The 18,273-nt window shown below is 44.7% G+C and carries 15 protein-coding genes; 4 read left to right on the top strand and 11 right to left on the bottom strand.

From position 1 onward, the window contains the following. Positions 1 to 32 precede the first annotated feature (32 nt). The 10 genes from ACYU87_RS25455 to ACYU87_RS25410 all read right to left on the bottom strand — a co-directional run bounded on the left by ACYU87_RS25455 (position 33) and on the right by ACYU87_RS25410 (position 9,129). Entirely contained in the window at positions 33 to 1,049 is a 1,017-nt protein-coding gene (locus ACYU87_RS25455; protein WP_461136822.1) for a hypothetical protein, read from the bottom strand. 18 nt (positions 1,050 to 1,067) lie between these two features. Beyond that, a complete protein-coding gene (locus ACYU87_RS25450) occupies positions 1,068 to 1,991 on the bottom strand; it encodes a hypothetical protein (RefSeq protein ID WP_100993005.1) in 924 nt (307 codons plus the stop codon). Positions 1,992 to 2,019: 28 nt separating this feature from the next. Further along, positions 2,020 to 2,811: a hypothetical protein gene (locus tag ACYU87_RS25445; protein WP_461136821.1), complete on the bottom strand. Its 792-nt coding sequence runs from the start codon at positions 2,809 to 2,811 to the stop codon at positions 2,020 to 2,022. A gap of 21 nt (positions 2,812 to 2,832) precedes the next feature. Continuing rightward, positions 2,833 to 5,340: a TraG family conjugative transposon ATPase gene (locus ACYU87_RS25440; RefSeq protein WP_461136820.1), complete on the bottom strand. Its 2,508-nt coding sequence runs from the start codon at positions 5,338 to 5,340 to the stop codon at positions 2,833 to 2,835. Positions 5,341 to 5,386: 46 nt separating this feature from the next. Then, positions 5,387 to 5,713, bottom strand: coding sequence for a DUF4133 domain-containing protein (locus ACYU87_RS25435; protein WP_018622902.1), 327 nt, complete (start codon positions 5,711 to 5,713; stop codon positions 5,387 to 5,389). Between the two features lie 7 nt (positions 5,714 to 5,720). After that, the gene (locus ACYU87_RS25430) at positions 5,721 to 6,281 is read right to left on the bottom strand and encodes a DUF4134 family protein (RefSeq protein WP_461136819.1); all 561 of its coding nucleotides are present in this window, start codon (positions 6,279 to 6,281) and stop codon (positions 5,721 to 5,723) included. A gap of 57 nt (positions 6,282 to 6,338) precedes the next feature. Next, positions 6,339 to 6,671: a DUF4134 family protein gene (locus ACYU87_RS25425; protein WP_018622904.1), complete on the bottom strand. Its 333-nt coding sequence runs from the start codon at positions 6,669 to 6,671 to the stop codon at positions 6,339 to 6,341. Between the two features lie 117 nt (positions 6,672 to 6,788). Next, complete coding sequence (locus ACYU87_RS25420; RefSeq protein WP_461136818.1) at positions 6,789 to 7,763, bottom strand: hypothetical protein; 975 nt, start codon at positions 7,761 to 7,763, stop codon at positions 6,789 to 6,791. A gap of 12 nt (positions 7,764 to 7,775) precedes the next feature. After that, entirely contained in the window at positions 7,776 to 8,384 is a 609-nt protein-coding gene (locus ACYU87_RS25415) for a DUF3408 domain-containing protein (RefSeq protein WP_100993000.1), read from the bottom strand. A 22-nt stretch (positions 8,385 to 8,406) separates the two neighbouring features. After that, positions 8,407 to 9,129, bottom strand: coding sequence for a ParA family protein (locus ACYU87_RS25410; protein ID WP_461136817.1), 723 nt, complete (start codon positions 9,127 to 9,129; stop codon positions 8,407 to 8,409). A gap of 989 nt (positions 9,130 to 10,118) precedes the next feature. On the opposite strand from ACYU87_RS25410, the gene ACYU87_RS25405 reads away from it, so the two are divergent. From ACYU87_RS25405 to ACYU87_RS25390, 4 genes are all read left to right on the top strand, one after another. Next, positions 10,119 to 10,610: a plasmid mobilization protein gene (locus ACYU87_RS25405; RefSeq protein ID WP_100992998.1), complete on the top strand. Its 492-nt coding sequence runs from the start codon at positions 10,119 to 10,121 to the stop codon at positions 10,608 to 10,610. Between the two features lie 24 nt (positions 10,611 to 10,634). Further along, positions 10,635 to 14,111: a relaxase/mobilization nuclease domain-containing protein gene (locus ACYU87_RS25400; RefSeq protein ID WP_461136816.1), complete on the top strand. Its 3,477-nt coding sequence runs from the start codon at positions 10,635 to 10,637 to the stop codon at positions 14,109 to 14,111. Positions 14,112 to 14,446: 335 nt separating this feature from the next. After that, positions 14,447 to 16,582: a YWFCY domain-containing protein gene (locus ACYU87_RS25395; RefSeq protein WP_461136815.1), complete on the top strand. Its 2,136-nt coding sequence runs from the start codon at positions 14,447 to 14,449 to the stop codon at positions 16,580 to 16,582. A 143-nt stretch (positions 16,583 to 16,725) separates the two neighbouring features. Then, entirely contained in the window at positions 16,726 to 17,127 is a 402-nt protein-coding gene (locus ACYU87_RS25390; protein WP_100992995.1) for a helix-turn-helix domain-containing protein, read from the top strand. A gap of 75 nt (positions 17,128 to 17,202) precedes the next feature. On the opposite strand, the gene ACYU87_RS25385 is transcribed toward ACYU87_RS25390, so the two are convergent. Then, on the bottom strand, positions 17,203 to 18,231 hold the full coding sequence (locus ACYU87_RS25385; protein WP_100992994.1) for a M23 family metallopeptidase: 1,029 nt from the start codon (positions 18,229 to 18,231) through the stop codon (positions 17,203 to 17,205). Positions 18,232 to 18,273: the final 42 nt, after the last annotated feature.

The raw sequence follows: 18,273 nt of genomic DNA, 5'->3' as shown, positions 1-18,273 counted from the left end.
AATGAAAATGATTGATTAAAGCGTTAAAAAAGTTAAATGGAACTAACCGGAGATGGTATGGATGAACCCGCTCTGGCGACGCCGGACACGCCACCGGTGGCCGCGCCAACTACGGCGCCAGTACCTGCACCCATTGCCTGACCACCGCCTGCCAGACTTTTCACGGCTGAATCAGCCCCCGCCGATTCAATCACCCAGGAAGCTACTTTGGGTACCATAAAGTAGGCTACCGTACCGATGATGTAGAAAACGATCAGGCCGAAGTCGGAAGACGAGAATGAATCCTTAGGGGTGTTGACAATCTGAACGATGTCCGCTTTAAGCATGACAATGTGAATTTCTTCCAGAATGCCGCCCAGTACGTTGACAATTGGTATCCAAAGCAGTAAGTGGATCACCCGACTAATCCAGGCCGCCAGCCCCCCGTAAAACCATTCGAAGCAGGCTAAGCCAAACGTAATAGGTCCCATGATGAGGAGAACCAGTAAAAAAAACGTCATCAGAAATTTAATCGTTAATGACGCCACGTTATAAGCCAGTTCTCCCAGCGTTAAGAGAAACTCATCAAAGTATTTCTGGATAGCATAGGATATTGCATTTGAAGCATACACACTTATCGAACCCGCCGGTAAATAATCCATCAACTTCTCGTACATAGTCAACTCACCATCACCATTCAGATCCGGGTTGGCATTGATGATATCCTTTTTCTTTTGTTCCAAGGCCTGGTCTTTTTGATCGTTAAGTTGTTGGACTAGGGCAGACTTGGAGGTAACCAGGGGCTTGGTTCCTTCATTAAGGTAACCCGACAGGGTAACGATGGAGCCGGCAATATTACCGTAGAATAGCAGGCAAAGCCCCATGGCAAATGGCCGCATCAGACCATATATGTCGACCTTTTCGTTCCGGGCCAAATGCGCCCACACCCGGTAGAAAATGTATAAAAGCGATCCAAGACCGCCAATAGCCTGCCCTAAATCAATAAACGTTGAGTAATCATCGGCCATTGATTCGAGTACGGCAGCTAACGCTTTCTCCATTGAATCCATACGAGTAATAGGCTCTGGTTAAAGTTTAGTGGAGGGTAGGGAGATCTGCTGGGAATAGCTTTTCTGATTCAGCTTTCTGAACTTGTACTTCATGTTTGCGTTAGAGCTCGCAACGATGGCCATCAAGGCCCGCTTGCGCTTCATCACTTCTTTTGACACCTGTTGACGTAACTTCATCCGTTCGTAGGGAGTCATCGCTACCAGTTCGGTCGACGTCCGGTCGGAGGGGTCAAACTCCGCTGACGACAAGGCTTGTTTTGACCTCAGCGCATCCCCATTGTTCAAGTCGATAGCGGCCGCCGTCATCGCAAACGTTAGGGAAGGATCGACACCCTGTTCAAAAATTTTCTGATTCGAGGAAGGGTAGTAGTATACACCTGTCACCTTGGCGAAGTCGCCGAACAGGGTGGTAATATCCTGTTTCAGACCCGCATTTCGAATGCTGTTTTTAATGGCCTCACCCTGACGAGCTTTGGAAGCGAATTTTTCGTACTGCACTGCGTACTCCTGATACTTGGACTTGATGTTACGTGACATCGCGTCCTTCATCAAGCGCTTGACCTTGTCAATCTCTTCCGCCAATTCGTTGTTTTTCTCGGAGATAAAGGCATCGTACAATTCCATCGTCACCGGTACCCCCACCGGGGCATAAACCAGCGCTTCACCCACCGCTTCGGCAATGGCTTTACGGATTTCTTTCTCTACGTATTCGCTGATTAAATCGCCTACGTTTAGATCGTACCCGCTAATGCCAGCCATCATTTCTCCAGGACCGGCTTTTAACAGATTGTCAATTTCACGGGTGACCCAGCCTGTACCCGTCGACGTATTGTAGAGTGTATTGGGAGCGGGAATGTTAGTATTTTGCGCCCGGCAGAGGGGTGGTCCACTCAACCCTGTTACCAATAGGCAGACCAGTGTTGTCTTTATGTTCGCTTTCATACGAATGTTAGGTTACGACGAAGTAGTATTAATAGCTTTTAGGGGCAATACCGATCGTACGGTTGAGCGTTGTATTCTTATCGTATAGATTGCCCAGGGTGGTATTATGGGCTAATTGCCGCACCCGGTAGGCATAGGCATTCACGATCTGAGATCTGACGGCCATGAGCGTTTTTAAGCGGTCCGAAATTTCTTCCTTAGCGCCGTCGAGCACATTCGCACGCTCGGCATCGGACATCCACACTTCCCCCGAATTCGATAAGTTACAGGCTGTCTTTACGTCATCAACGATGTCATCCGTCTTTGCCAGTTCACTCAGCGTTTGACTCATTACGGACTGTTCACTAGCGGTAAAGAGTCGACTTTGCACGACTTTATTGACACCCTGCTTCACCTTAACCAGCTTGTCGAGATCTCCTTTCAGGTTTAAATTATTGTAGTAATCAACAAACCCGTTTGACAGCGTAGTAGCCGCCCGTTTCTCTTCGTAACCAACCTTGTACTGCTGATAATTTATTTTCTGCAGTTTTGAGTGAGCATCCTTTAACATGTCCTTCAGCTTTTCTACTGATTTGACGGGCGATACGCCTAAGGCATCGGCCACTGCACCGATAGCCATATTGATAATAGCATCTTTAATGCCCTGCATGATATCCTGTTCTGACTCCCCTAAAATGGATTCAATTTCGGACTGCAGGGAAGAGCCTCCACCAGTTGGGGTCAACTGATTCGGCAAGGATTGGGCCAGTAGTGTTCCGGGAGCCAGAAGAATAGCCAATCCCGCTGCCAGCGAAAAGAAGCGTTTACTAATTACGTTCATGATATAAGCTGATTAAGATTACTAAAGTGAATCTTTGTCCATAGCCACTTGCTGACGAATAGCTGAATCCCAGTCTCCACCGTTAACAAGCACGCGATCGGTGATTTTCTTTTTTTGCGTTTGTTCGGTGGTGAAGGCGTACTTTTCGGCTGCAGAAGCTTCTAGTCCATAGACTGCACAATGATCACCCTGAAAAACCGCAAATTCCTTATATATAGGACCGGGCCGATTATCCCGATTAATGGAAAGTGCCAGGTTCTTTTGCTTAGGCGTCAGCGATAAAAATTCCTGCACCTTATCGAACTTATTGGCATATTCCCGCATGTCCATCAGTATCTTGGTGGGCGCATTATTAATAATGGTATCCTTGATGATGGGCGATGAGGTTAGATCATCGACCTCCTGGGTCACGAGCCAGGCTTCGCCAAAATGTTTCCGTACCGTTTTATAGAGGTACAGAATATACTCAGCCATGTTGGGCCGCATAATCGCTTTCCATGCCTCTTCGATTAGCATTATTTTACGAATACCCTCCAGTGTACGAAGCTTGGTGATGTAGGTATCCATAATAATAATCGTGATTATGGGCATAAGGACCTTGTTATCTTTGATATTATCCAATTCGAAGACCACAAACCGATCGTTAGTCAGATCAAGATTTGTTTTCGAGTTGAGCAGATAATCATATTCCCCACCCATGTAATACGGTTCCAGACATAACCGAAAAGAGTCAAAATCAAAATTTCGTAAGTTGACCTTCTTATCATCCAGAATTTTTTTGAAACCGGTATTGATGTGTTCGAAGAAAGTATTGAAACAAGGCTCTATGTTATGATCTGCGTCGAGCAGTCGGAAATAACTGAAGACACATTCACCGATTAGTGTCTGTTCCGCCATAGATATGGGGTCGTTCTCTTTTTTCCACAGCGTAGTGATGAGCCCCTTTATGGCTTCAATTTTCTCCTCCTCAGGGTACCGTCGTCCATCAATGTAAAAAGGATTAAAATGAATGGGTTTTTCCCGTGAGTAAGTCAAGTACTTCCCCTTCATCATCTGGCATAATCCCAGGTAACTATTTCCTACGTCGACAATGACAACATGGGAGTCCATCATTAAATAAGAACGAACCAAATGGTTTGTCAGGAATGATTTGCCGGAGCCACTAGGGCCAATCACGAATTTATTCCTGTTGGTGATGATCCCCTTATCCATTGGTAAATCTGAAAGATCTACAATAATTGGTTTGCCATACACCCGTTCACATAGGCGTATTCCTTTCTCCGAAAGAGAATCAGTGTTCAACGACTCCTGATTCAGCATGCAGCAAGCCTGGGGAATAAACGTTTGAAATTTCTCCTCCGATGGCAGGTCCGCAGCATTGCCAGGAATGGCTGCCCAGAATAAACTCATTCCTTCAACCGCCGAACTCTCACGGGGACGAATACCCATTTTAGCGATTGCAGAGGTTGTTAAATTCCGGATCGCGTGCATCGACGACCGGTCATTGGTCCATACCATTACATTAAAATGCGTTCGAACGGGTGGGTAGCCCGTATCAGCTTGGTATTCCAAATACTGGGTAATCTGACGAGCATTCGATTCATTGTTTTTTGAGAAGGATGACAATGCCGTCATCTGGGTCATCCGCTGCTCTAGTTTCGGCAGTATATCATGCTTGTTCTCTTTGAAGATGTACTGATTATACACATGATTAACTTTCAGCATTAGATTTACCGGATAAGCAAAACATACGGAAACCGCTGAATTTTCGGTAGAAAGTGCATCAACTTTAGAGAATGTATACACTTGTTCGGGCATATCATCCACGTCAGTTAGTCCATAAAACTGAATAGACTTATTGCCTAATGACAATTCCGGATCGCGCATAAGATCGCAGAGAGGAACAACCGGATCGCGCATTTCTAAACCCATGTAGCGTTCCAGCAATCCGGGTTTGCCCGTTTCACCGCAGAGGTCGTCGTCACGCAGCCGGGTTAGCTTGATCTTGCGAGTTGACTCTAAAATGGAAACAAACTGCTCCAGACTAGAAAAAAACTCGTTTAGAACCTTTCGATCCGTAATTGTTCTGGGGAGAATCTTTCCCGTGGCAAGCGTAGTCTGGAGGGAGGAGATATCCTTTCGGTTTGGATGTGTTTTGGTAATATTGACGAAGCAATTGTGGTACAAAAAAGGGCGCTCGTTAAAATGTAGCTGTCCCGCCTGATCAAGATAATTATCAACCGAATAATCTGGCTTATACTTTTCCTCCGTATACCAATCTTGTTTGTGAATAATCACATTATCCGGTAAGACGCTAATGGCCTTTTCCCAACTCTGAATCAGATCCTTAAACTCCCCGCTTTCCAACCGGTCCCGGCCGTGCATTTGTACATTGCCAGTCAACGTATAAATTTCCGGTAACGATACCTTATATACGACAGTAATATCGCCGTACCCAGATATTAAACAATCGTGGTAAACGGATTTAATTGGAAAGACTTTTAGTAAGTCTGTTGCTTTAAACACCATATTGCATTTGAGATTTCAGTGAAGCGATGTCAAACCGAGGACATCCTTATTTCTTCGTCGATTGGCGTAAAGCCTTGTAAACCGACGAATCGCGCGCAGTAATTAGTGTCGGCATCCGTTTGTGAGCCTGATTTTTTTTGTATCCTCGTTCACCGTGCTTTTTCGATAAGCCAACCAGTTTCGTGTACAAAACCATGACCAGGGTCAAATAAATACCAAAACCGTACATAGGAGTAAGGCCCGAAATACCGCAGATAATGGCCGTCAAAATAATCATGATGACGGCCCCCGCCCCGAGGATTGTTAAATACTGCATACCCCGGATGCCCATCACTTCCGGAGGACGATCAACGCCCTTGTTAACTTTGTACATGATCTACTTAGAGGGTACCAAAAATTCCTGATTCTAAAACTCCTAAAACAAGGCCCCCAAAAAACAGAGAACCAATCCAGTAAAGCGCTAACCGTTGTGTATCAGGATCGCCGGCCTGCCACCGTGAATAGACGGCGATTGCTCCCAAACAGGCGTAAATGCCAAAAAAGGAAAACATGATTTTGGTCATATGGGACCACCCGTTTCGGATTGCTGTATTCGAAGTACCTAATTCAGAAGCCAGTTCAGACGATGAATGAGGACGGTAAATAACATCAAGTACCGATGGAAAAAGTGCAGTAATAAAAACGGCGCTTGACCAAATGATCAATGAGCGTTTTGCATCATGATCTCCATGCGAGAACTTCGAGAATACCTCAGTTGCGCCGATGACGGCACAAATCCCCGCTACCCACATGCCTATAGGCTTGAATTTTTTATAGACGTCCGAAACTTGTAACGTGGCGCTTGAAACATCAGCCCCACCCGCCACAGCGGGTAGGGCGATGATCAGTAGTAAGGCTAGTAGCAAAAGCGACGGAGTGTAGCGGTGCCAGTTGGTATGCATGTGCTGAAAATGAATTTTGATTAATTAATTTAAAATTCATTTCGACCGCTCAAAAAATTAAGCTACGCCGAAAACTGCTTTGATAACTAACAGGACTAGGCCAGCAAAGATGAGCGCGCCAAACCAGCTAGCCGCAGATTTACGGGTATCTGGATCACCATTCGACCATTTACCGTACACGGCAATGGCGCCAACAACAGCTACAATAGCCATAACAGCGAGCATAATCTTGGAAACAGGAGCAAAAGAGGCCCGGATCTCCGTATCCGCTCCAGTTAAAGCAGAACTCACGGTTCCAGAGGCATACGTTTGCAAAACAGTCACCAACACGAGTGCCAAAGTAGCCGCTAAAACACGACCGTTTTTGCTAAAGAAAACTGATTTTTTCATGAAAATGGAAATTGATTGTTGTTGAAAATTTATTTTGACGAACTAAATTACAAATTAAAATGAACACACAAAAAAACTTTTTTAAACTTTCGAAAACAAGTAGGTCAATCTAGTACACTAAACGTACGCAGCTTCATCGACCATATCGGTCACTTCGCCTTCTTCCTCATTGGCTTCTTCATCTTCCTCCTCCTCCAGGCCCATACTCTCACGCTGCACCTGCATGAATAAATGGGCGTAATCACTGGGCTGCTCGGGTTTCAGGACGTTGTTTAACCGGGTAACTACGTTTTTATCGTTGATCATGCCATAGTATCCAAGAACGGCAGTGAATTGAGTACATAATTCTTCAACTGATTGTCTAGACTGTTTTCGTCTTACTTGTCTTCGGATATCATCTAGTATCGATTCCACGGTTTGGAGCTGAGAAAAGTACTTATCAAGCGGCACGTCGGTTGCGGCCGTTTCTTCGTCTATTAACTCGTCCAGCGAAACTTGCTCTATTCCGTTATCTCCCTCTGTCGGTAAATCAAGCGGAATCACAAATTCATTGGGTTGCGTTAATGACTCCCCTTCAGGATACGAATTGAGTTGATCACTAAACGTGTTGAGTACGACTCCTTCTGACCCGTTTATCAATTCATCATCAACATCCTGGTCTCCATCTTCTGGTTCGGTTGAGTCAGGGTCCGATTCTGTAGCATCAGGATTAAAAGAATAATCTGGCTGATCGCCCGCTCGCTCACCCGGCTCATCCCCGAACTGGGTGAATTCGGTTGTCGAAGAGTTTTTAGTTGAGGCGTCGGGATTTTCCAGAAGTTCATGTTCCTGAATACCTTGGCTTTCCACTGGGGGAGGGGCAATACTTTTGACAGGTTGAGACACATCAAACACCGTTCTTGACTTACCCAATAATGATACTTCCTCGACTGGCTGGGCGACAGGTATTAGCTGGTCTGCTTTAGCCGGATCACCAGAAGTGGGACCGGACTGCCACCGTACTTTAGGCAGAGTAAATTCCAGACGATTTTTTAGCAAAATCTGGGCTAACCAAATCACGCCAATTATAAATAACAGGTAGGCTATTAACATAGCAGTAGGGCGTTAATCGTTGATTTGTTGGGTTAACAGGCTCAATAGCTGCTGGTCAATTTGCTTGATGTCCGAGGCATACTGCTCAAAATGATGATGCAAAATATTATCGACTATTGCCTGAAGGTTAATCCGACGATCTGTATGTTCACAGTACAGGACCAATCGACTCAGTATTTTGGCATGCGCTTTTTTAAGATAGATTCGTTGATCCCCTGGATTGAAGGGATGCTGATCAGTTTTGGCTAAAAAGCCTTCTTCATAAGGTCCAGCCAGCTTTTTTGGTTTAGCGGTTGTGGAAGCAGGCTTTTTCGAGATGGCAATCCCTTCCGTCTGCTTACCACTAATTGATTTGACCGATTCTACTGGTTTTGCAAGAACCGGATGAATAATTGAGTGATCATTCCCTGGCTTCTCGGATTCAACTCGAGTCTCTTCCTGAACCTGCTCAAACCTATCAGGCGTTTCATCCATACTGCTTTCCCGTTGCTGGCCATCGGAAATTGTCTCAGTAGGCAAGGTGATAGTAGGCTGCTGGAGAAATTTATCAAAAGCCGGCGGGCGAGTCGACATGAATCCTGCAGCCAAGTCATCTAAGGCGTTTTTTCGATTACCTGCCATAAGTTGTTGTGATTAAATGGCCTTAGGGAACGGGTTGGGTTGCCGTATGGATTGAATTAATTACCGCATGGTTAGGGGCTTTATTCATCAGTTCATCCACAATAGGTTGAGCAACGTGTTTTAGAGGAAAGATGGTGGATATTTGCTCGGCAATTGAACTTCCCGCTTCTCTTAAGACCGACTCAAAAACGTATACCCCTTTTTCCTTTATAGCAGCTTCGAGCTTCTCTTTAACTTTAATTTTGTGGGGCGTTTTAAGCTTAGTCCAGATAGCACTAATTGGCATCGCTGAATTATGGAGTTGATAAAAATCTATAGTATCCATGCCGGCCACAAACGATTTAAACTCCAGTTCGAATGGAATAACAACCTGATCAATTTGCTTGGCCAGTAACGCAAAATTATCGACGTTGAGCGTGCCTGGTAAATCCAGAAAAATAACATCGAGATTAGTTGAGGTTCTAATATGCGGCAACACGCGAATTAAATCATCCATCGTCATGATTTCAATTGGATAAGGAACAATCCCTAGTTCGGCCATAGATGCTAGTAAATCCGCACTGGTTATTGAGGGCAATAAATCACGTTGCCGACTTCGGGAAAAACTGTGCTGGGGAAAGTCAGCATCAATGACGAGCACCTTGACCTGTTGAGAGAAGAGATAGGTTGCCACTAATTGAGTTAGGGTTGTTTTGCCAGCTCCTCCCTTCTGAGAGGAGAAGGCAATTACTTTTGTTTGTTCCATAGTTAAATGAAATTTAAATAGTGATTTGACAAATATATTGAAATTGTGAAAAACAAAACCTAATTAAACTGATATAAAATTTCATCTATTTATTCTTATAAAATTAGCTGATAACATAAAAGTCATATAATCAATCAGTTAACTACCTGCTTACCCGCAGTACTGCAGTCCTGTATACCCGCAGTACCGTTTACCCGTCTACCTTTCATACTTATAACCCGCTCACCCGTTAACCTTATATCCCGTCTACCCGTAGTCCTGTAAACCCGTTAACCTGCGGTCTTGTATACACGTATACCCGTCTACCCACAGTACTTCTAACCCGTTAACCCGCAGCACTGTTAACCCGTTGACCTGCGGTACTTCTAACCCGTTAACCTGCGGTACTTCTAACCTGAAGATCTGTCTACCTGCTTACCCGTCTACCCGCTTACCCGTCTACCCGTAGTCCTGTAAACCCTAAGTACCGTTGTCCAGTATACCCGTTTACCCGTGATCCCGCAGGTACTATTGATTATTATTATAACTATCTGTTTATTAATGAGTTATTGAAATGAAAGATATGGTATTTTGTGTTGACATTACATACTCGATGTATACTTGCCAGTCACCAGTCGGCCACTTGATAAGACTGAATTATAATGGTGCTAGTACTTATAGCTATTACTAACCGGGTTAACTAAATAAGCTCAAAAGGCTAAATGTATATTTTATTTAGAGAAACTATATTTTATTTCAAAAGTCGCCTATCTTCGCCAGAAATCCTCTTCGTGAGAAGAGAGCAAGATATGTTTTCTTATTAACAAAACTCCGGCTATCGCCTTCGTTTTGCTCCTAAGAAAACGGTCTTGCCCTACGGGGTCTCCAGCGAAAAAAGCCCTACGCTAACGCATCCGGGCTTTTTCGAGTCAATTCAGCGAGTTAACACATCGCTGTAGGAAGAATTCATTCGAGAAAAAGCAGGTAAAGGCGACAAAGCAGGAAAAAATATGGTCACCAAATCAGAAACTTCAAACGCTGATCAGCAAAAAAAACGAAATAAAGGCGGTAGACCCAGCAAGGTGGCTGATGAAAAGATTGATAAAATAAAGTGCATCGCAACCACCGAAGCCGAACAAATCCGGTTAAACCGGATTCACAAAATCTACACTGCGGGTCAAACAAAGTCGTTTAGTGTATTCGCCAAGGAGGTAATTTTTGCCTTGGAAACCTCTGCTACCCTACCGAGTACGCCTAGTAAAGACCCTACCTATATCAACACGATCATCATTCAACTAACGCAAATACGGCAGGACATACGATCAGTAAACACCTTGCATAACCAGGTAGTCAAACGAATTAATAGCTTGTTTGTGGCCGCCGAGTTAAAAAAGGAAGTGCAGGAGACCAACGATATAATCAAACAGTTGGCTCCCTTGATGCAACGGTTAACCAGCCTGTTGGATGAGTTAACCAGAGAGCAAAGTGGAACGGCTAAATAGATAAACTAAACGGTTTGAAAGCGAATGATAGTCAGAATCAATACGGGCAAAAAGCCGGCTGGTGCCGTTCGATATAATGAAGAAAAAGTGTCCAACGGACAGGCTCATTTAATTGGGGTTAGTAACTATCCAAAAGATAATCCGGATGAATTAAGCATGCGATCAAAAATAGCCATGCTAGAAACATACGCCGGTTTTAATCAACGCGTGTCAAGCCCAACATTGCATATATCAGTTGCCTTTCATCCGTCGGAGAAATTGGATGATGAACAGCTAAAAAGGATGGGGGAGGAGTATATGCAAAAAATGGGGTATGGTAATCAACCCATGTTAATTTACCGCCATGAAGACACTCATCATCCGCACATGCATATCGTGTCGGTTTCAGTCGATATAGATGGTAAGAAAATATCGGATTCTAATAACCGGCCCCGCTCCAATGCCATCCGAAAAGAGATGGAAATAAAGTATCAGTTAGTCAAAGCCGAAGAACAGGGAAAACAGCAACTGATGACGACGTCATTACCCGAACAGATGCTTTCATATGGAGAAGGGGAAACCAAAAAAGCGATCGGTTCTATTGTTCGTACTGCTTTTACGGATTACAGCTTTTCTTGCACCGATACGTTCACTCAATTTTTGTCTACCTATAATATTCAACTCAATCAACTTAAGGGGGAATCCAAAGCAGGAAAACCTTATCAGGGAATCAGTTTTCAATTGACCAATGGGGACGATGCCATCAGTCCCGCGATCAAAGCATCGAGCTACAGTTTTGCCCCCACCCAGGAGCGATTGAACAACCGGTTCAAACACGGCCAAAAGCGAATCGAACAGGCCAAACCGTACCTACTTCAGAACGTACAAAAAGCACTGGAAGGGTACCAGAAAGTGAGTGAAGTCGATTATAAAAATCAGTTGCGTTCAGCCGGCATTCAAGTACTGGATACGGGAAAAGAATTTATGTATGTCGACCACCACCGGCGAACAGTCTATGGCGAATCTGAACTGGACTCGCGCCTGAGCAGGAAGCATTTGCTGGGAGCCTTTGTTGAAACGAGCCAGGTAAAATTAGCTCAGCCATTACCCCCTCAATCGGTTAAGCATACGGTGAACGAACCGAAACCAGTTGCCAAAAAAAGCCATGCGGCAAAGACCCTTTCCGAAAAAGAGGCAATTAATCTTCGTAAACAGGTCGGACGTCATTATCAGACCTATCGCAAAGAGGCTGGCCAGTATTTCGAGAGTCAAACCATCGAGCGGTTTCCTTTCGAAGTGCTGGTCGAAAAGCTCCAGCAGGAAGGCACCGAGCGGGGCCACGCCCAAACCGCCGTGCGTTTATTCGAGCAGTACAAACAAAGTCAACTTGCGGAGATAAAAAGTAAGGAGGAGAGTTACTTTTTGCAAACAGGTGGGATTTACGTAAAACTGGCCACCCAGATGCCCATTACTGCTCAATGCCGAATAAACTTTCTGGAATCGGTAAACCTGCGAACAGAAAGCAACGAGGAAGGGCAAACGCAGCTGGTCCATCGGCATAACTCCGCGTTGAAATTAAGTATAACGGCCGACCAAACGCAGGCGCTTCTAACAGGAGGCAGCCGAGCCGTGGCCTTCCCCGCCACGCTGGGCAAAGCCGATCGGGAGGTATTTTTGGCAGCGGCCAGTGGCCAACTCCCGGAATCGGCTTCGTTTTACGAGGTTAACGGATCCTTGCTCAAAGGCTGTTTACCTCCTCCACTCTATGAGTCGATCAGCACGGTCCTCAACAAGAATTACCTGCAGCAGGTCATGGGCCATTGCCAGCATTCGGATCGAAGCTTAGCTGAGCAGCTCCTGGATCGAGGCATCATCGTGGAAAAGAATGAGCAGGGTTTCCGGGCAGGTTTCAGCCAAACAAATCCGGCAACGTTTACGCAATTACCCTCTATTTACGGGCATCAACTGGAACGCGAAGGTCTGCCCAACGAGTACGCTCAATTGGCAGCAGGTCTTCATACCGTAAATGGACGGTTATTAGTTCAGGCGGCTCAGAGCGCAGACACCGGCAATCAATCCCGTCTTGAGCGCCTCCGACGCCAGTTGCCCGAGTCGGTAGGAGGAAACTCCCTACCGAATGCGGAGGTCATTGCCAAACTACGCGAGCAGTTACTTAAACCAGCCGCACCAACCTCCATGCGTTCTGCGCAACAAACGAACCAGGGAATTAATCGATCGGAATCTGATTCCACAGCCAAAGCCTTACAGGATGCGTTATGGAAAGATTATTTTCAGTTTCGAGGTCGCAACGGATATTTCTATGAGAGTGCCCTGTTACAAAAGCCAGCGGAATTTCCCATCACTCGATTGGTCCAATTGCTGACTAGCCCTCCCCACCAGATAGAGCCCATGGACGCTATTCATATGGTACAAGCCTTCCAGCAAAATCGACTGAACCGACTCGACTCGATCATCAAACGGGATCAGGACCATTTTGCCCTGACAAGTCAAGGGTTTCTGACGATGATTAATCAGGCTCCGCTGAGTGGTCCGGATCGACAAAAAGCCCTGAAAGCGTTCTATCTGGATATCCACCGGAATGCCAGGGGTGAACTGGAATTGGTTCACCATCAACACAAAACGTTTCGAACTCCTCTTTCCGAAACGGATACCCAGTCGCTTATAAAAGGGGCTCCACCCGATCAGATCAGATCCATCGCTTTGCCAACTCAGGAATTTCCGCGTCATGAACGGGCTCTGTATGAACAAATTGTCCTGGGTAAAAACCTAACAAAATCAAAAGTTGATAAAGAGAAACGAGTTGAGAAACCCAGCTTCCGAAATATAATGGGTGAGCGAGCGAAAATTTTGTTGTCCGATGAACAGTGGGAGCGGGCCAGTCGATTATTAAATGAGCATACAGCCGAGAGTTTGCTTAAAGATGCTCCCCTGGCAGTGGAAAGAAAAGTGGACTGGCTTTATCAGCGCGGTATGGTCATTGCACCAACCAAGGAAGGCTACAGAATGGGTCACTACTTAACGGATCCTAATTTCTACCATCCAGTGCCGGAAAGTCTGGTGAAGCTCCTGGAATCACACCGGTCCGCCGGAGCCTATGCAGACCACAGGATGGAAGCCCTATTGCAAACCGATCGTCGACTTACGGGCCTGACCACTGAGCGGGGAAAAGCGATGCTTAATCTGGCTCAGGCGCTGGATCAAAAAAATAACAAACGGGTTGACTATATACTCCATCAATTAGTTCATAAAGTACCGTCATTAGCGCCGTTGGTTTCGCAGCCCGAAAAAGTCCTGGATTATCTATCCAACTCCTACGGTCCCTTCCAGGAGAATAAAGTGAATAAAACTGATGCGGTGCCGAATCAACCAGTGATGCCGGTTCCAGCTCAAGATCAGCCGGGAGGCCTGCTTGAGGCACTGGCAGAGGGTACGGATACGTCACAAATGCGGAAGAAACAGCGGGTAGGACAACCCCTTCGTAAGCTCAGACCAAGGCGGTAAGCTTAAAAATCAACGAAATATACGTGCCTGACTGGTGATCAACTTAACCATTTGATAACACTTTTATCCGTTTGAAAAAATGAATTATAAATTGTTTGCCGATTACGGTGCTTGATGACTTTTTCTAAATACGGTCGAATTTTTCACCTTCATTCCAGGGCCAAGCTTCCATAGCCGGATGAAGAGTTAAAAATTTACCGTTATGGAAGCTAATTTTTGCCATGCAAAAATGTATTTTAGCGTTTTCATCGGTAAAAATTTAAAAATTAGCTTATTCTGTGTAACTAAAGGACATCAGGTTCCGTACTCATGGACATTCTAAATTTATAACTGCTATGAGCCAAACAGAACATGACAAAGACTACCGGGGGATCTTAAACACGATCCTCTACATTGGGTTTGCTATTCTTTTATTTCATCTCTACGTATTCTGCCACAATGTCTTTACTAAGCTGGGAATTCCGTTATCGATTTTAACCAATTTTATCCGCTCACTTAATGATCTAACGCATTTATTTAACAATACCTGGGCCAGTAAACTCGCTGCACTGGCTATACTGATTCTCTACTGTTTCGGTAATAAGTCTAAGAAAGACATTGGAGCTACCTGGAGTGAAGTGTATTACCTGGCCTTAGCTGGGTTGTTTTTTTACTTTGGCAATTTCCTCTTACTGGACATGCGGCAACTAAACGTCGACACCATCAATATTCTTTATACGGTGACTACGTTTGGGGGGTATCTGTTACTTATGAAAGCAGGTTCCAAAGCAACAAGCATCATACCTATTACCATTGGCAATGATGCATTCAATGAAGTTAATGAAAGTTTCATGCAGGAAACGGAGTTGATTGAGAATGAATATTCAATCAATATTCCTACCTTATTTACCTATAAACAGAAGGTTCATCAGGGGTGGATTAACGTCGTTAATGCTTTTCGGGCGACAATGGTGCTTGGCACGCCAGGGTCCGGGAAAAGCTATGCGGTGGTCAATAATTACATTCGCCAGATGATCGAGAAAGGATTCTGTTTATTTATCTATGACTTCAAGTTTCCAGACTTATCCAGAATAGCTTATTTCTATCTTCAGAAGAATAAAGACGTATACCAAAAACTGTACGGTAAAATACCACAGTTCTACATTATTAATTTTGACGATCCCCGACGGTCTCACCGCTGTAATCCGTTACTGCCTGAATTGATGACTGATATCATCGATGCCCAGGAAGCCAGTTCTGCCATCCTGTTAAATCTCAATAAAGTCTGGATACAAAAATCGGGTGAATTTTTTGTGGAATCCCCCATTAGCTTTCTGACAGCGTGTATCTGGTATCTAAAACGGTACAATGATCGCAAGGTTGAAGAATACCTGGACACACTATCCGAAGAACAGCGAAATGAGCCAAGAGTAACCGATCATATCAATTACTGTACGCTGCCGCATGTAATTGAATTTGCCTGCCATCAATATGATGAAATTTTTCCTATCATGAAGGCAGAGCCAGAACTTGATCTGGTCATCGAACCTTTTTTCAGTGCCTTAAAGAACGATGCCAAGGAACAGCTGGAAGGGCAGATTGCTTCGGCTCGTATCCCCCTTTCCCGAATGGCATCACCGACCTTATACTGGGTAATGACTGGGAACGATTTTTCACTGGATATCAATGACCCAAACGATCCAAAAATTTTATGCGTTGGCAATAACCCTGACCGACAATCGGTATATGGCGCAGCATTAGGCCTATATGCGTCTAGACTTATTAAGCTTATTAACAAAAAAGACCGTATCAAATGCGGCTTCATCATTGATGAATTGCCTACAGTCTTATTACGTGGGCTTGATAATTTGATAGCGACCGGTCGGAGTAACAAGGTAGCTGTTGTGCTAGGTCTTCAGGATTTGAGTCAATTGATCCGTGACTATGGAAGAGAGGTTGCCAATGCCATATTCACAACGATTGGTAATATTTTTACCGGTCAGGTAAAAGGAGAAACCGCTAAAAACCTAAGCAGCAGTTTTGGGAAAAATGTGCAACAGCGTCAAAGTTTTAATATCACTGATAAAGAAACAACAACCAATTTATCGACGCAAATGGATTCAGTGATACCTGAATCCAAACTCAGCAATCTATCACAAGGCCGTTTTGCTGGTGCCATAGCTGACAATGTAGATCAGGAAGTAAAACAGAAAATGTTCCACGCTAAGATTGTCATTAGTAAAACAATGGAAAAAGAACTGAAGCAGCTGCCCCAAATACCTCCGTTGCCACATTACCAACAGTTTTCAGATCAGCAAATACGCCTCATGGTGGACAACCAGTATAAGCAGGTGAAGCAAGATGTTCGAAACATCATAGCCGAGCAACTAGGGGTTATACGAACTGGACCTGATAGTCATTTATTACGGGGTTTGGTAACGGCCAATCCCAACTATCTTATGGACAGTATTCAGGAGCCGGTGAATGCCTGATGGGTATCAATACGATGCTGAACCGGCGGCTACAAAAACGTGAAATATCTGTGCTATGGCCAGACGCTGTCCCATTAATTTAAATGATTGACGAGCTTCTCGCTGGTTGACCAAAATCATACTTAACACGAACCATTACTTACATGAAAAAGAAAAAAGATTCGGAAGTTGTGAAATGGAAATCCCAATTTGCTAAGCGATTTGAACTGATTCGGGAAGCATCCGGAATGAGTCAGGTTGAGATGGCCGATACGATTGGCATGAGTCAAAATCTAGTTTATCGCTCTGAGAAAGATTGTGACATTTCGTTGAATTCATTTTTGCTCCTGTTCGTCCATTACATGAAAAATTATAAGATGAACCCGGAATGGTTCTTTGCCGAAGACAATTCCGGGTTTACTCCTTATGAGATGGAATCAAGAAAAACAAAACGAGTGTCCTCAGCCGTCGAGCGCAGGCGGAACAAAATCATTCTGGACATGTTCAACATGTTGCAGCGTGATGGCCTTATGCCACAAGCTGAATCCAATACGACTCAGGAGTAAACTTATCCTAGTAAGAAAATAAAGCCCCCAAATAGACTAAATCCATATTGGGGGCTACGTTTTAATGCCTGGTTATTACCGTCCAACGGTTAGGATTCGTTTGCCCAAACCCAAAGCCATTAAGCTGGAAGAGCGCGGCATGGTTACTGGTTTTAGAGGTTCGATAAACTCGGCCTTAATTAGGCTTCTGGGAGCGTTTTTGGGTTTGAAGCCCGTACTAGCCAGGCGTACTTTCCCTACATATTTCCGTTGCTGAGTGAGGGGAGTTGTTGTCAGCGTAGCTGCCTGTAACCTCTTCATTAAGAGAAAACAATATTCAGTTGGATCAACCGGTTCATTTCCCCAAAGTACACTGTAATGTAAGTGGGGCCCTGTCGTCATGCCTGTTTCTCCGATATGGCCTATAACCTGCCCCCGAGTGATCGACTCACCCACAAGAACCGAATGGTCTTCTAAATGGCCATAGCCCGTTAAGTAGCCAGAGGCATGTTTAATATATATGGCTAAACCCATGCCATCCGGTTGCCAAACCACCCTGTCGACAATACCATCCGCAGTAGCATAAACCGGTGAATACTTTGCTTGGGGTAAATCTATCCCGGCGTGATTATGAACAGTGCCCCGCACGGGATGGTACCGAAGCCCAAAACCACTACTAACTCTATAATCTGACCAGGAGCGAATACGAATGGGTAAGATCGATGGGATGGTCCGTAATAAGTTGTCGGGCGACAGTGATTTAGGGGTTGTGAAGTTTCGCAATTGAGTCCGGATTTTACTTAGTGAATCCTCCAGTAACAGGACTACCAAAGAGTCTGATTGGCTCAGACTTTTGATGTTGACGGCTTTAAAATGAGATGGTGCCGTCACTGGTGGCATGGCTGCTTTTTCCGTGACTGGGTATATCGATTGGCCCATAAAGGTCACCACAAAAGAGGCTTTATCGGATTGAGTAGGCTTAGTCGCTCGACCAGTCATTAGACTATCTGAGTCCCCAAGCTGGATAGATTGGCGCACGGGTCTACTGAACATGACCTGACCAGCGGCTGAGTGGAAAGCGCCGGTCAATGCTATTGAAATAATAAATCGAAAAATATTTTTCATTTCAAATACAGTATAAATAATATTAATTTTAATATTACATAA

This window comes from Spirosoma lituiforme (genome assembly GCF_054776635.1).
The sequence above is the reverse complement of the archived record's forward strand: the minus strand, read 5'-3'. Positions and strand labels throughout refer to the sequence as shown.